Below are 15,279 nucleotides of genomic sequence, written 5' to 3'. Positions count from 1 at the left end.
ACCATGGTGTATATAATTAATTGACTTAAATTTTTATTAGGATGTGATGAAATGGACTTACGACCAATAGGCATTTTTGACTCCGGAGTGGGAGGACTTACAGTACTAAAAAGACTTGTTGAGGTTTTACCTGGAGAAGATTATATTTACTTTGGTGATACAAAAAGAGTTCCCTATGGCGATAGAAGTGAAGAAGAGATAAAAAAATTTGCAAAACAGATTTTAAATTTTATGAGAGAACAAAAAGTCAAAGCAGTAGTAATAGCTTGTAATACTACTTGTGCAGTTATAAATAAAAGCGAATATGATGTGGTTCTTTTTGATGTTTTAAAAGCGGGAGCAGAGAGCGCTGCCCTATATACTATAAACAAAAAAATAGGTGTTATTGCAACTACAAGAACTGTTGAAAGCAAAAGCTATGAAAAGAATATAAAAATTATTGATAAAAATATTAAAGTTTACCAAAAGGCATGTCCGGAATTTGTCCCTCTTATTGAAAAAGGATTATACAATTCTCCAATAGCTTTTGAAACTGCTTCTAATTGTTTAAAAGAATTAAAAGAAAAAGATATAGATACTCTTGTTTTAGGTTGTACTCATTATCCTTTAATGATGGAAGTTATAGAAGAAATAGTGGGAGAAAATGTAAAAATAGTAGACCCTGCAATTAAATTAGCCTATGATGTTAAAGATTATTTATTAAGGAGAGATTTATTTAATATTCAAAACATTGGCAAGACAAAATTTTTTGTAAGTGGAGATAAAGATAATTTTATCAAAACGGCAGAAATGCTATTAGGCGAGAAAATTGAGAATGTTTTGCATGTAGACATAGAAAAATATTAACAGGTGGGATTTGGGATGGATATTCTCAAAGAAGTTAAAAAAGTAGAAAAAGAAGTAATAGAATTAAGACGAAAAATACACATGTACCCTGAATTAGGTTTTGAAGAAACAAAAACTTCTGAAATTGTTTATGATTATTTAAAAAATTTAGGGATTGAGGTAGAAAGAATTGCTAAAACTGGCGTTGTGGGGACCCTTAAAGGCAATGGAAGCAAGACGATAGCTATAAGAGCAGATATGGACGCTCTTCCAATTCAAGAAGAAAATGATGTAGAATATGCATCGCAGATTCCAGGAAGAATGCATGCTTGTGGGCATGATGTTCATACAGCTATACTTCTTGGTACTGCTAAACTTTTGGAAAATATGAGAGATAAGTTAAAGGGAAATGTTAAGTTTATATTTCAACCAGCGGAAGAAACAACGGGGGGAGCTCTTCCGATGATTGAAGAAGGAGTTTTAGAAAATCCTAAAGTTGATGCTATAATAGGACTACATGTAGACCCAGAACTTCAAGTGGGACAAATAGGGATAACCTATGGAAAAGCTTATGCTTCTTCTGACATGATAGATATAATTGTGAAAGGAAAAAGTAGTCATGGAGCTGAACCCCACAAGTCAGTAGATGCTATAGTAATTGCAGCTAATATTGTAAATATATTACAAACTGTTGTTAGCAGAAAAGCAAATCCACTAAGTCCTATGGTACTGACTATTGGTACTATTGAAGGAGGATATGCAAGGAATATAATAGCGGATAAAGTGAGGATGTCTGGAATTATAAGAATGATGGAAGAAGAAAAAAGAGATGAAATTGCTAAAACAGTTGAAAGGATTTGTCATAACACAGCTAAAACTATGGGAGGGGAAGTAGAATTTAAAAGAACAAGAGGGTACCCTTGTCTTGTAAATCACAAAGGTATGACAGACCTTGTAAAAGAAACTGCTTTAACTTTGCTGGGGGAAGATAATGTGGTAGAAGTGCTCCCAACAATGGGAGTAGAAGATTTTGCTTACTTCTTGCAAAAAGTTCCTGGCTGTTTTTACAAATTAGGCTGTGGGAATAAAGAAAAGGGGATAAATAAACCTATACATAGCAATCAATTTAATGTGGATGAGGGATGCATTAAAATTGGTGTAGCGTTGCATCTATCCATTGTGTTAAATTATTTAAACTCAAATAGTTAAAAGTAAAACTTGCATGAAAAATTTCATGTAAAAAAATATTTAAATCAAATCTTGACATTTTTCATCAAATGGTGCATAATATTTGTCGGAGAAAAGGTAATGTGAACTTATCACCTCTGCCAACAGGTGAGAGAAAGCCATTAACAATGGTAGATCTTACCCCCCCTTCAATTTAAGTATTTAAAAACTCCCCCTAATCCCCCTTTACTGCCGGCATACTGCCGGTTTTTTTCATATATAAAAAGCACCGCGAATAAACTATTGTGAGGTGTTGTTTATGCACAAGAGGTCATTTATTCGCGGTGCTTTTATATTGACTATTGCCAACATTATAGACAGGAGTATTGGATTTATTTTTAGAATAATTTTATCAAATATGTTAGGCCCAGAAGGTATGGGTATTTATCAATTAGTTCTTCCTATATACTTTGTTTCAATAACTTTTTTAACTTCTGCACGATGGCTGTCACTTCACGCTTTATTTCGGAAGAAAAAGCAAAAGGAAACAAAAAAATGTGTTTAAAATTTTAAAAATTACTTTTTTGATAGTATTGATATTTGCTTTTGCTATTTCTTCCTTGCTCTTTTTTAAGGCAACGTACGTAGCTAAAGAATTACTTCACGAACCAAGAGCACTTTTATCAATTCTTATATTTGCTCCTGTGCTTATCATTGTTGCTTCTTCATCAGTGTTTAAGGGTTTTTTTCAAGGAGTTATAAATATGATACCTGCTTCAGTTTCAGAAATTGTTGAGCAAATAGTGCGCGTATCAATAACTTTATATTTAATCCAACTTTTCACAGGAGCTAAACTTGAGTATTTAGTAGCAATAGCTATATTTGGCATATCTGCAGGTGAAATTGCCAGTTTCCTTATGTACATACTTTTTTACAAAAAAGAAGTGAAAGTTATAAACAGAGAAATGCCTTATGATGGAAGAGAATGGGAGGCTTTTTCTATAGCAAAAACGTTAGTGATTACTGCTATACCCATTACTTTTTCAAAATTAATTGTAAATGTAGTAGATTTAGCGGAATCTTTAATAATTCCTTCAAGACTTGTTGCTTCAGGACTTAGTCACAGTGAAGCAATGTCTGAATTTGGTAAAATGTTAGGTATGGCAATACCTCTTGCATACATGCCAGCAGTTATAACTTCAAGTCTTTCTACTACTGTACTTCCTGCCGTTTCCGAAGCAGCTGCTCTAAGAAAGTGGGATGCAGTAAGACTTAGGATTAACCAAGCAATTGGCTATACTACTTTAGTAGCTTTTCCTGCTATAATTTTATTTTTAGCTCTTCCTGATCAAATTTCTCAGCTTTTGTATCCTTCTTCACCAGGAGTAGGGAATTTTGTGAGAGTGATTTCCCTGGGAAGTATATTCGCGTTTTTAGAAGCAGTGGTGGCGAGTATTCTCCATGGATTAGGAAAACAAACTGTAGTTTTAAAGAATTCCATAATATGGCTAGGGGTGTGTATTGTAGGTATGTATTACTTAACTGCCATGCCACAACTTAGACTTTTTGGATATATATACAGCTTTATATTTGCCGATGCTCTTATTTTAATGCTAAATATGTTTGAGCTCATAAAAATGACAGGATTAAGAATAAACTATTTAAATTGGTTTATAAAACCGATAATTGCGTCAACAATTATGGGAGCAATAGTTATAATTATCCACAGTAAATTGTTGGAAACTAATGTTAATATGTGGATAAATATTTTTTTGTCAATTTTAACAGGGTTTCTTGCCTATTTAATGCTTTGTTCTGCCTTGCAACTGCCTTATATTGAAGAATTAAAGAAAATAATTTTGTTGAAAAATTAACAATAATAGTATATAATAAAAATAAAACTAAGCCCAAGGGAATTTTCCTGAGGGTAAGGGAGGAGATAAAATATGGTAAAAGAAAAAGCAGATTTTATTAATGATGAAAAGATAAGACAAGATTTGGAAAAGGCTAAAAAAGCGACAAGTAAAGATGCATTAGAAATTATAGAGAAAGCTAAAAACCTAAAAGGCATTACTCCTGAAGAAGCAGCGGTACTTTTAAATGTAGAAGATGAGGATTTGCTCAATGAGATGTTTAAAGTAGCAAGGTATATAAAAGAAGAAATATACGGGAATAGGATTGTGATTTTTGCTCCCCTCTATGTTAGTAACTACTGTGTAAACAACTGTAGATATTGTGGTTACAGACATTCTAATGAACAACAAAGAAAAAAACTTACAATGGAAGAAGTGAGAAGAGAAGTTGAAATTTTGGAAGAGATGGGACATAAGAGATTAGCAGTTGAAGCTGGAGAAGACCCTGTAAATTGCCCTATAGATTATATTGTTGACGTAATAAAGACGATATACGATACAAAACTTAAGAACGGAAGTATTAGAAGAGTAAATGTAAATATTGCTGCGACTACTGTAGAAAATTACAAAAAACTCAAAAAAGTGGGAATAGGAACTTATGTTTTATTCCAAGAAACTTATCACAGGCCCACGTATGAATACATGCATCCCCAAGGGCCAAAACACGATTATGATTATCATTTGACTGCTATGGATAGGGCTATGGAAGCGGGGATTGACGATGTAGGATTAGGAGTTTTGTATGGGCTTTATGATTATAAATACGAAACTGTTGCAATGCTTTATCATGCGAACCATTTAGAGGAGAAATTTGGAGTTGGGCCACATACTATTTCAGTACCGCGACTTAGACCAGCCCTTAACATTTCTATAGATAAATTTCCATATATTGTATCAGACAAAGATTTCAAAAAATTAGTAGCAGTCATAAGAATGGCAGTACCTTATACAGGAATGATTTTGTCTACAAGAGAAAAACCTAAATTTAGAGAAGAGGTAATAAGCATTGGTATTTCTCAGATTAGTGCCGGTTCTTGTACAGGAGTAGGTGGATATCATGAAGAGATATCCAAAAAGGGCGGCTCAAAGCCACAATTTGAGGTAGAAGACAAAAGAAGCCTAATGAAATTTTAAGGACTTTGTGTGAACAAGGGTATCTCCCAAGTTATTGTACTGCCTGCTACAGGATGGGACGTACAGGAGATAGGTTTATGAGTTTTGCAAAATCAGGGCAAATACACAACTTCTGCCTACCAAATGCTATACTGACCTTTAAAGAATTTTTAATTGATTATGGAGATGAAAAAACCAAGAAAATTGGAGAAAAAGCAATAGCGGTAAATTTAGAGAAAATTCCATCAAGAACTGTAAGAGAAGAGACAAAGAGAAGGCTTACAAGAATAGAAAATGGAGAAAGAGACCTTTATTTTTAATAACAAAATGCCAAGAAAATAAAACTTATCAACAAACTGAGACCTCATTTTCACGAGGTCTCAGTTTGTTGACAAACTTTCGAAAATAGGATATTTTGCATAAGGAACGACTTGTGACAAAGCGGCAACAAAACTTAACAAGACCGAGGGTGGAGGCAGAGCCGTAGCCACGGATGGCGGAGGCGGGCACTAAGACAGGGATGTCGAATGTGCCCGGAACCTGCCGGAGCCCGAAGGTCGAGTTTAGTTTTGTCGCTTTGGAACATTGGAGTGACGATGCAAAATATCCTATTTTAAAATTTTTTGACTTTGTCAACGAAATAAGACCTCGCTTTCACGAGGTCTTATTTTGTATATTTTTACAATTAAAAATATGACACAATGCTAATGCCAGATGATTTACATCTTTTCCTTGTTAATTTAGCAATTAAGTGTATAATATAGTTGTAAAAAGAGATACTATTATTAAATTAATGGCACATAAAAGTGATGATGTAAAATGAATAAATTAAGAGGGCGCCAACTGCAAATTTTAAGAAAGATACTGTCCGCAACAAGTACAAGAATAGAAGACATTATGAAAGAATTTGATATAAGCAAAAGGACAGTATACAGAGAAATTGCTTCTATAAATGAATTTGTTAAAAATTACAACTTAAAAATTGTAAATAAAACTTATGGACTGGCTATAGAGGGTAATATTGCTGATATTGAGAAACTAAAGCTAGATATAGTAGGATATCCTTCAGAATTTGAAACAAAAGAGAGAAGAAAGATGATATTGTCAGAGCTTTTGCAGCTAAAAGAAGCTGTTAAATTACAGTATTTCAGCAAAAAATTTGGCGTCACCACTTCTACAATAAGTTATGACCTTAAAGAATTGGAAAAGTGGCTTAAAAAACAAGGATTAACATTAATAACAAAGCCAGGTTATGGCGTTTATATATCAGGAAGCGAAAACTCTTTTAGAAAAGCTATAGCTAATTTTTTGTATGAAAATTTTGATACTAAAGATTTGATTGATTTCTTAAAAACAGGATTTCTCGCAAAAAACAATATTGAAAAAAACATAGATTTAAGGCTTTTAAACTTAATTGACTACGATACTGTTTTGAAAATAGAAAAGGCAATTTTAAAAGTAGAATCGGAAATTGACTACGAAATTGTAGAAAGTTCTTATTTAGGTCTTGTTGTTCACCTTGCCTTGGCTATAAAAAGGCTTCAAAATGGTGAAACTATTGAAATGGGGGAAGACAATTTACAGGAACTTAAAAAGACTAGCGAATATAAATTTGCTAAAAAGTTAGCTAAATATTTACAAGAAGAATTGGATATATCTATACCTGAAGATGAGATTGGTTATGTGACAATACACCTTATAGGTGCAAAGTACAGGTCAACTACTCAAAATTACAATGACAAAGACATAGAGATTATTGCCTGGGACATGATAAAAGAAGCAGAAAAAATTTTTGATGTCAGTTTTTCAAAAGATGAGTTTTTGGAAGATGGCTTAAAGAGCCATTTAGTTCCTGCAGTATACAGATTGAAGATGGGACTTGATATAAGAAACCCTTTGTTGGAGGATATAAAGACAAAATATCCTTTGCTTTTTGAAAAAAGTAATAGAGTTTGCGATGTTTTGCGAAAAAGATTAAACCTGGATATTCCAGAAGATGAGATCGGATATATTGCTATGCATTTTGGTGCAGCTTTAGAGAGGAAAAAAGAAGCTTCCCAAAAATACAACATAATGGTGGTATGTGCTAGTGGTATTGGAACCTCCAGAATGCTAATGTCAAAACTTCAGATGTTTCCACAAATAAACATAGTAGATGTTACCTCTAGTATAAAACTAAAAGATCTAAAAGGAAGAGATGATATAGACTTAATTGTTTCTACAATACCTCTTGACATAAAAGACAAAAAAGTCGTTGTAGTAAATCCTTTGCTTTTAAAAGAAGATGTAGAAAAGTTAAAAAATGCATTAAACACGGACTTTATTATGGAATATGGAATAAAAAGAGAAGAAGAAGGAAATTTTAAAAAAGAGGCTTTACACATAGCCAATTATGGCAAGAGAATTTTAGAGCTATGCGATGCCACCAGTTATATGGCTGTAAAAGGTGAAAATTCTCCTCAAATAATAGAGTATATTCTAAAGAATTTGGTGGGTAAAAATTTAATTAATGAAGATCAAAAAGAACAAATAAAGGAAAGACTTTTAAAAAGAGAAAGCTTGGGTAAAATAGTATTACCCAATAAAGGATTTGTCATATATCACTGTACAATTTTAAATATAGATATTCCTATAGTAGTTGTAGGAAATTGATAGAAGAGGTTAAGATGAAAAATCTTATAGGAGATTATGAAAAAATAAAGACAGCTTTTTTGATGGTGGCACCAGAAGGCGATAGAGAGGGAATCGAAGTTTTGGGGGATTTGAGCATGTCATTAATTGAAAGAGTTGATTTAGTAAATACTCTTAACGAAGCACAGACCCAAAATGAGGTCAAAGAAAAAATAAAAGAGGTGTTATTGAGAAAATTTTATGAAGAAGTAAAAAGGGTAATTTAGGAGAGGATCAGAAATGTTCAGCATATCGAGAGTTCAAAGAAAAATTTTTTATTTACTTTTAGGAGTAGTATGGTTTTCTACAGGATTTTATGCCATGCTTCATGATAGTGTCATTAGTGGCTTAAAAATAATGGCTTTTGGAAGTACCTTTATGTTGATAGTGTTTGCAATACAGACTTATGTCATAAAAATGATACAACTTTATGATAGCAACCTACAAAAACAACATAAAAAGCTTAAAAAGAAAAAAATGAAATAATCTTTGGAAGGAGGTGTTAAAAATGGGAATAAGAGGAGTAATACTCTGCAGCTGGGGAGCAACTTCCAGTGCGCTTGCTAAAAAAGTAACAGATGAAGCTAAAAAGCAAGGATTGGACGTTGTGGTAGATGCCGGAGGTACAGGAGAATTCAAAAAGAAAGCAGAGGAGTACGATGTAGCATTATTAGAACCGCAAGTAAGGCATCTCAAAAAAGAAATTGAGTCAATTGCTTCCAAATACAATATCCCTGTTGATATAGTTGATATGCAAGCTTTTGCTATGATGGATGGCAAAAAAATATTAAATCAAATAATTGAGCTTGCTAAAAAAAGTGGAAAAGAAGTTTAAGGAGGGAATAAAATGAACGATAGGCTTTCAAACAATTGGTTTATGAAGTGGATGGAAGAGTCTTTGATGCCAGTTCTTGCCCGTATGGCGCAAAATGTGTATTTGCAGTCAATTAGAGATGCATTTTCAAGTTTTGCTTTGCCTGTGATTTTGACTGGTGCTCTTTTCTTGATTATAGCGAATCCACCAGAGGGAATTAATTGGGCACCTATACATGCATGGGCAAGAGCAGTAAAACCTATTGCCGCACAAATCCTGATACCTTTCCAACTCACTTTTGGGATAATGGCTATGATGGTAGCCTTTGGTACAGCTTATAGCCTTGCTACGCGCTGGGACTTAGATGAGACGATGACGGGAATTATTTCAATGTTAGCGTTTTTTATAACAAGCTTTCCTGCAACAGATGTGACAAAAGTTACTTTTGGAGATGTACTAAATTATCTCGGTGGACAAGGCTTGTTTGTAGCAATAATAATAGGGATAATTTCGGCAATAGTTGTGAGATTCTTTAACAAAAGTGGCTTGGTAATAAAAATGCCTGAAGGTGTACCACCTTATGTGGTAAGAAGCTTTTTGGCATTCGTTCCGATGTTTGTAATGGTAGTGTCAGCGTGGATTGTAGAATGGATTGTCTGGTCAAACTTCCATATAACATTGCCACAATTGGTGCTTGACTTATTTAAACCCCTTGTTGCTGCATCAAATAGTTATCCTGCAGCTTTAGCTGAAATAATACTCATGATGCTTTTGTGGTCATTAGGAATTCACGGTATGAATGTTGTTTCCTCAATTGCTTATCCTTTCTGGATGACTCAATTAGCTGCAAATGCAGAAGCTGCAGCAAAAGGGCTGCCTTTACCAGGCATTGTAACTGAACCTTTCTTCCATGTGTTTACTCATTTAGGTGGTTCAGGTACTACATGGGCTTTGACAATAATGTTTTTACTTTCAGCTTCTGCACAACTTAGGACAATTGGGAGAGCTGAGCTTATACCTGCAATATTTAATATAAACGAGCCACTAATTTTTGGTACACCTATTGTGTTAAATCCGATACTCATTATTCCGTTTATATTAGCTCCAGCAGCTGTTGTAACAATAAATTACTTTGCTTTTGCTGTAAACTTAGTACCAAGACCTTTAATACAATTGCCTTTTACAGTTCCAGTTTTTATAAGCGGATTTTTATCTACTGGTGGTCATTGGCAAGGAGCTTTGTTGCAGCTGGTAAATTTAATTGTAACAGCGATTATATATTATCCCTTCTTTAAAATGTATGAAGCTCAACTTTTAAAAAACGAAAAGCAAGCAGCAGACCACGAGTAATTTGTGATGGGAGTGAAACTAATGGAGTTAGAACAGATAATATATAACTTAGTATTACATGGAGGAAATGCAAGGGCAGAGGCTTATGAAGCATTGGATGCAGCCGAAAGAGGAGACTTTGAAGAAGCTGAAAAGCATCTTGAAAAAGCAGATGAAGAGTTTTATGAAGGTCATAAATACCAAAATATGCTCACTCAAGGAGAACAAAATGCGGCTCCAAATTTTCTAGTAATTCATGCTCAAGACCAGCTTATGACAGCCCTTGCTGAAAAAAATTTAATAAAAAGAATGATTGAGCTCTATAAAAGAGTCAATCAATTAGAAAAAAGACAATAATAAAAGCCCCTCACTACCCGGAAGTTCCGGGTAGTATTTTTATAATAATTATATCACCTTGTTTCTTTTTTGTCATTATGACCCGAAGCTTTGAAAGTCATTTGTCCACAAGACAACTACAAATCTATTTTGTATACGTTATAAAAAATCGCTTTAAAGTATTGAATTATTTTTTAATATTTATTACAATATATTTGTAAACAATTAAATTATTTCATTAGGTGAGGGATAATTATGTATGAATCTAAAATTAAAGATGAACTTGTTGACCAGTTATTTGAGGCCATTTTAAAACTTAGAAATATAGAGGAATGTTACAGATTTTTTGAAGATATTGCTACAATAAATGAAATAAAGGCATTAGCCCAAAGATTGGAGGTTGCAAAAATGCTTCGCCAAAAAAAGACTTACATAGAAATTGCAGAAAAGACAGGAGCAAGTACTGCTACCATAAGCAGAGTAAATAGGGCATTGAATTATGGAGCAAATGGATATAAAATTATATTAGACAGGTTAGAATCAGAATCCCGGGAATAAAACCGGGCTTTTTTAAAACTAAATTGGAGTGAGAAAAATGAACAGCATATTAAATAACCTCAATGACAAACAAAAAGAAGCAGTTATGACTACAGAAGGACCTCTTTTGATATTAGCGGGAGCTGGAAGCGGAAAAACTCGTGTTTTGACTCATAGAATTGCTTATCTTATAAAAGAGAAAAAAATCTCTCCTTCTAACATACTGGCTATCACTTTTACAAATAAAGCGGCAGAGGAAATGAAAACAAGAGTAGAAGAGTTACTGGGTTATATAGGAGACCTGTGGGTATCTACATTTCATTCAGCCAGTGTGAGAATTTTAAGGAGAGATATTGACAAAATAGGATATGACAGAAATTTTGTCATATTTGACACTACTGACCAAAAGGCTTTAATACAGGAATGCCTTAAAGAGCTAAATTTAAGTGAAAAACAGTATCCTGTGAAAACTGTCTTAAATGCTATTTCTTCTGCAAAGGATAAAATGGTAACTCCAGAAGAGTATATTCATGTTTTTGGAAATGAATACAGGAGTAAGAAAATAAGTGAAATATACAAATTATATCAAAAAAAGTTAAAGAAAAACAATGCACTTGATTTTGATGACATAATTATAAAAACCATTGAACTTTTTAAGGAAAGCCCAGAAGTTTTAGACTTTTACCAGAGGAAATTTAAATACATAATGGTAGATGAATATCAAGACACAAATATGCCTCAATACCATTTTGTGAATATGTTAGCCCAAAAATACAGAAACTTATGTGTAGTTGGTGATGATGACCAAAGCATATATGGTTGGAGAGGGGCAGATGTAGGTAACATATTAAATTTCGAGAAAGATTATCCTGAGGCTAAAGTTATAAAATTAGAGCAAAACTATCGTTCTACCAAAACAATATTGGAAGCAGCCAATTATGTCATAGATAATAATATAAGAAGGAAGAAAAAAACTTTATGGACAAATAATGAACAAGGAGAAAAGATAATTCTCTGTGAATTAGAGAATGAGAGGGAAGAGGCGGAATTTGTGATACAAGAAATAATCAACTTAAAAGAAAGAGAAAATAGAAGTTTTAGAGATTTTGCTATTTTATACAGGACAAATGCCCAGTCCCGTGCTTTTGAGGAAGCCTTAATGAGGGTGCGAATTCCTTACAAAGTGGTCGGAGCTTTAAGGTTTTACGACAGAAAAGAAATAAAAGACATAATTGCCTATTTGAGAATACTTGTAAATCCTTATGATGACATATCTTTTAAAAGGATAATAAACATTCCTAAAAGAGGTATTGGAGCTGCAACCATTGAAGCATTAGAGGCTACAGCTTTGGAGAAAGACACCAGTCTTTTTTTTGCAATAGATGATGTAAAAGTAAGCCAAAGGGCTAAAAATAGCCTTTTAGAATTTAAGGAGTTTATTTTAGAATTAATTGATAAAAAAGATACAATGACTGTCAGTGAAGTAATAAAATACATTTTAGAAGAGACTGGATATATAGAGGAGTTAAAAAGAGAAGAATCAGAGCAAGCAGAGGGAAGAATAGAAAACCTAAATGAGTTTTTAAACGCGGCTTATGAATTTGAAGAGTCTTCAGAGGACAAATCTTTGGAAGCATTTTTGTCCGGCATAACATTGGTCTCAGACATTGACTTGGCTGGAGAGATTGGAGAAAGCGTTGTTCTCATGACATTGCACTCTGCGAAGGGGCTAGAATTTCCCGTTGTATTTATGGTAGGCATGGAAGAAGGGGTGTTTCCTTCTTTTAAGTCCTTTACAGATGAGCACGAATTAGAAGAGGAAAGACGGCTTTGTTATGTTGGCATTACCAGGTCTAAAGAAAAACTCTATTTGACCTATGCAAGGAGGAGAAATTTATATGGCAAGTCTCAGTACGGCACCTATTCCCGTTTTATAAGCGAAATACCTGAAAGGTTTTTAGTAAGATACCATGAATTGTCAAAGCCGAAAGAAGAATACAGACCCGTATCTAGCTATATAGAAAGGAAAACTTATGAAAAGACTCAATATAATTTGGGAGATAAAGTAGAGCATAAAATATGGGGGATAGGTACTGTAGTCAAAGTAGAGGGAGAAGAGATTACAGTTGCCTTTCCAAATGTGGGCCTAAAAAAGTTAGACTTAAAATTTGCTCCTATTAAAGCTATTTCTTGAAATGTGGAGGTCGAATTATGGATCCAAAAGAAAGGATAAAGGAATTGAGAGAAAAAATAAATTATCACAATTACAGATATTACGTTTTGGACCAACCAGAGATTTCAGACTATGAGTACGACATGCTGATGAGAGAACTTATAGAATTAGAAGAAAAATATCCAGAACTTAAAACTCCAGACTCTCCATCCCAAAGGGTAGGTGGGGAGCCTTTAAAGGAATTTGAGCCTTTTACCCATATAGTTCCAATGCTGAGTTTGGCTAATGCTTTTTCTGAAGGAGAGCTTAAAGATTTTGACAGAAGAGTAAGAGAGGTAGTGGGAGATGTAGAGTACGTAGTAGAATTAAAAATTGACGGCTTATCTGTGGAACTAATTTATGAAAATGGCATATTTACTGTGGGTTCTACAAGGGGAGACGGGATTATAGGAGAAAATGTTACACCAAATTTAAAAACTATAAAGTCAATTCCTTTAAGGCTTAAGGACAATGTAAGCCTTGTTGTAAGGGGAGAGGTTTTTATGCCTCGCGCTTCTTTTGAAAGATTAAACACAGAAAGAGAAAAATTAGGGGAAAGCCTTTTTGCAAATCCTAGAAATGCCGCAGCAGGTTCTTTAAGGCAATTAGACCCTAAAGTGACTGCGAAAAGGGATTTGGACATTTTTATTTTTAACCTTCAAAGGGTTGAGGGTAGAAAATTTAAAACTCACGTCGAGACATTAGAATTTTTAAAAGAACAAGGGTTTAAAGTAATACCCATTCACAAAAAATGTAGCAATATAGATGAAGTAATAAGAGAAATAGAAGAAATAAGAAATTTAAAAGATAAACTGCCTTATGATATTGATGGAGCAGTAGTAAAGGTAAATGACCTTGAAAAGAGGGAGATTTTAGGTCAGACTGCAAAGGAACCAAGATGGGCTATTGCTTTTAAATATCCTGCAGAGAGGAAAAAAACAAAAGTTTTGGACATAATAGTTCAAGTAGGAAGAACCGGAGCTTTGACTCCTACAGCTATATTGGAGCCAGTGCCCATCTCAGGTTCTGTTGTAAGCCGAGCAACCCTTCACAATGAGGACTACATAAAAGAGAAAGACATAAGGATAGGAGATACAGTAATAATTCAAAAAGCGGGAGAAATCATTCCTGAAGTAGTAGAAGTGGTAAAAGAAGAGAGGACTGGACAAGAAAGAGAATTTGTAATGCCAGATAGATGCCCCGTTTGTGGTGCTTTAGCTGTAAGGCTTCCCGGAGAAGCCGTAAGGCGTTGTACCAGCGTTAACTGTCCTGCTCAGCTTTTAAGAGGTATTATCCATTTTGCTTCTAAAGATGCAATGGACATAGAAGGGTTGGGACCAGCTATAATAAATCAGCTTTTGTCAAATGGGCTAATTCACAACATAGCAGATTTGTATTATCTTAAATACGAAGATTTAATACAATTAGAAAGAATGGGAGACAAATCTGTTAAAAATTTATTAAATGCTATTGAAGAAAGCAAAACAAGGGATTTAGATAGATTGCTCTTTGGCTTGGGTATAAACTTAATAGGCAGTAAAGCTGCCCAAGTGATCGCGGAGCATTTTAAGACAATAGACGATATTATGAAGGCAAAATTTGAAGATTTTACAAAGTTGCCTGACGTAGGACCTAAGATGGCAAGAAGCATAGTTTCCTTTTTTGCAGAAAAGCAAAATGTAGAGACAATTGAAAAACTTAAAAAGGCTGGAGTAAACATGAAAAAACTTTCAAAAGAAAAAGTAAGCAGCATATTTGAAGGGAAAACTTTCGTTTTGACAGGGGCGTTGGAAAATTACACGAGAGAAGAAGCTACCAGAATAATTGAAGAAAGAGGTGGAAAAGTTACAAATTCAGTAAGTAAAAAAACGGACTACGTATTAGTAGGGAAGGATCCTGGTTCTAAACTTAAAAAAGCTCAAGAATTGGGAATAGAGATAATTGATGAAAAACAATTTGAAGAAATGCTAAAAGGTGAAAATATTTAAAAACTCCATCCTTCAAAAAATATGTTTTTGTGGTAAACTATAAGAGGTGGACAATAATAAAGGAAAGGTGTGATAGCATGGCTATTAGTAGGAGTGAAGTTGAGCATGTGGCTAAACTAGCCCGCCTCAAATTTTCGCAAGAGGAAATAGAAGAGTTTACAGTGCAACTGAGTAAAATTATCGACTATGTAAACAAATTAAACGAATTGGACACTGAAAATGTAGAGCCTACAGCTCATATAGTGCCAATCCATAATGTATTTAGAGAAGACGAAGTAAAGCCTTCAATGGGCAGAGACAAAATATTGATGAATGCACCTTATAAAGAGAACGGATGCTTTAAAGTGCCTAAGATAATAGAATGAGGAGGTACAT

Annotated in this window: 10 protein-coding genes and 3 pseudogenes; all 13 read left to right on the top strand. The window is 33.9% G+C overall.

Going from position 1 to position 15,279, the window contains the following annotated elements; genetic code table 11:
• Positions 1-51: 51 nt before the first annotated feature.
• The 13 genes and pseudogenes from murI (at position 52) to gatC (ending at position 15,269) form a co-directional block, all read left to right on the top strand.
• Complete coding sequence (murI, locus tag JCM7501_RS08135; RefSeq protein ID WP_028991737.1) at positions 52-846, top strand: glutamate racemase; 795 nt, start codon at positions 52-54, stop codon at positions 844-846.
• Positions 847-861: 15 nt separating this feature from the next.
• The gene (locus JCM7501_RS08130; RefSeq protein ID WP_028991738.1) at positions 862-2,034 is read left to right on the top strand and encodes a M20 metallopeptidase family protein; all 1,173 of its coding nucleotides are present in this window, start codon (positions 862-864) and stop codon (positions 2,032-2,034) included.
• A gap of 277 nt (positions 2,035-2,311) precedes the next feature.
• A pseudogene (spoVB, locus tag JCM7501_RS08125) lies at positions 2,312-3,866 on the top strand (stage V sporulation protein B).
• 72 nt (positions 3,867-3,938) lie between these two features.
• Positions 3,939-5,338, top strand: a pseudogene (gene hydG, locus JCM7501_RS08120) ([FeFe] hydrogenase H-cluster radical SAM maturase HydG).
• A 499-nt stretch (positions 5,339-5,837) separates the two neighbouring features.
• Positions 5,838-7,915, top strand: a pseudogene (locus JCM7501_RS08110) (BglG family transcription antiterminator).
• Between the two features lie 13 nt (positions 7,916-7,928).
• Entirely contained in the window at positions 7,929-8,174 is a 246-nt protein-coding gene (locus JCM7501_RS08105) for a hypothetical protein (protein ID WP_028991741.1), read from the top strand.
• A gap of 22 nt (positions 8,175-8,196) precedes the next feature.
• Entirely contained in the window at positions 8,197-8,523 is a 327-nt protein-coding gene (locus JCM7501_RS08100; RefSeq protein ID WP_028991742.1) for a PTS sugar transporter subunit IIB, read from the top strand.
• Between the two features lie 12 nt (positions 8,524-8,535).
• Complete coding sequence (locus JCM7501_RS08095; RefSeq protein WP_028991743.1) at positions 8,536-9,852, top strand: PTS sugar transporter subunit IIC; 1,317 nt, start codon at positions 8,536-8,538, stop codon at positions 9,850-9,852.
• A gap of 21 nt (positions 9,853-9,873) precedes the next feature.
• On the top strand, positions 9,874-10,188 hold the full coding sequence (locus JCM7501_RS08090; protein WP_028991744.1) for a PTS lactose/cellobiose transporter subunit IIA: 315 nt from the start codon (positions 9,874-9,876) through the stop codon (positions 10,186-10,188).
• Positions 10,189-10,422: 234 nt separating this feature from the next.
• Positions 10,423-10,725, top strand: coding sequence for a YerC/YecD family TrpR-related protein (locus tag JCM7501_RS08085; RefSeq protein WP_009051708.1), 303 nt, complete (start codon positions 10,423-10,425; stop codon positions 10,723-10,725).
• Between the two features lie 37 nt (positions 10,726-10,762).
• Entirely contained in the window at positions 10,763-12,898 is a 2,136-nt protein-coding gene (gene pcrA / locus JCM7501_RS08080) for a DNA helicase PcrA (RefSeq protein ID WP_028991745.1), read from the top strand.
• Positions 12,899-12,915: 17 nt separating this feature from the next.
• Positions 12,916-14,904, top strand: coding sequence for an NAD-dependent DNA ligase LigA (gene ligA, locus JCM7501_RS08075; RefSeq protein ID WP_028991746.1), 1,989 nt, complete (start codon positions 12,916-12,918; stop codon positions 14,902-14,904).
• A gap of 77 nt (positions 14,905-14,981) precedes the next feature.
• Positions 14,982-15,269, top strand: coding sequence for an Asp-tRNA(Asn)/Glu-tRNA(Gln) amidotransferase subunit GatC (gatC, locus tag JCM7501_RS08070; protein WP_012994710.1), 288 nt, complete (start codon positions 14,982-14,984; stop codon positions 15,267-15,269).
• Positions 15,270-15,279: the final 10 nt, after the last annotated feature.

Source organism: Thermoanaerobacter thermocopriae JCM 7501 (assembly GCF_001310975.1).
In the GTDB taxonomy this organism is placed as follows: domain Bacteria; phylum Bacillota; class Thermoanaerobacteria; order Thermoanaerobacterales; family Thermoanaerobacteraceae; genus Thermoanaerobacter; species Thermoanaerobacter thermocopriae.
Note: the sequence above shows the minus strand (reverse complement) of the source record. Positions and strands in the feature narration are given on the sequence as shown.

What these genes read in the sequence shown, in the direction of transcription:
- JCM7501_RS08105 (WP_028991741.1), top strand. Translation starts at nt 7,929, where the DNA reads ATGTTCAGCATATCGAGAGTTCAAAGAAAAATTTTTTATTTACTTTTA.
- JCM7501_RS08100 (WP_028991742.1), top strand. Translation starts at nt 8,197, where the DNA reads ATGGGAATAAGAGGAGTAATACTCTGCAGCTGGGGAGCAACTTCCAGT.
- JCM7501_RS08085 (WP_009051708.1), top strand. Translation starts at nt 10,423, where the DNA reads ATGTATGAATCTAAAATTAAAGATGAACTTGTTGACCAGTTATTTGAG.
- ligA (WP_028991746.1), top strand. Translation starts at nt 12,916, where the DNA reads ATGGATCCAAAAGAAAGGATAAAGGAATTGAGAGAAAAAATAAATTAT.
- JCM7501_RS08130 (WP_028991738.1), top strand. Translation starts at nt 862, where the DNA reads ATGGATATTCTCAAAGAAGTTAAAAAAGTAGAAAAAGAAGTAATAGAA.
- JCM7501_RS08095 (WP_028991743.1), top strand. Translation starts at nt 8,536, where the DNA reads ATGAACGATAGGCTTTCAAACAATTGGTTTATGAAGTGGATGGAAGAG.
- JCM7501_RS08090 (WP_028991744.1), top strand. Translation starts at nt 9,874, where the DNA reads ATGGAGTTAGAACAGATAATATATAACTTAGTATTACATGGAGGAAAT.
- gatC (WP_012994710.1), top strand. Translation starts at nt 14,982, where the DNA reads ATGGCTATTAGTAGGAGTGAAGTTGAGCATGTGGCTAAACTAGCCCGC.
- murI (WP_028991737.1), top strand. Translation starts at nt 52, where the DNA reads ATGGACTTACGACCAATAGGCATTTTTGACTCCGGAGTGGGAGGACTT.
- pcrA (WP_028991745.1), top strand. Translation starts at nt 10,763, where the DNA reads ATGAACAGCATATTAAATAACCTCAATGACAAACAAAAAGAAGCAGTT.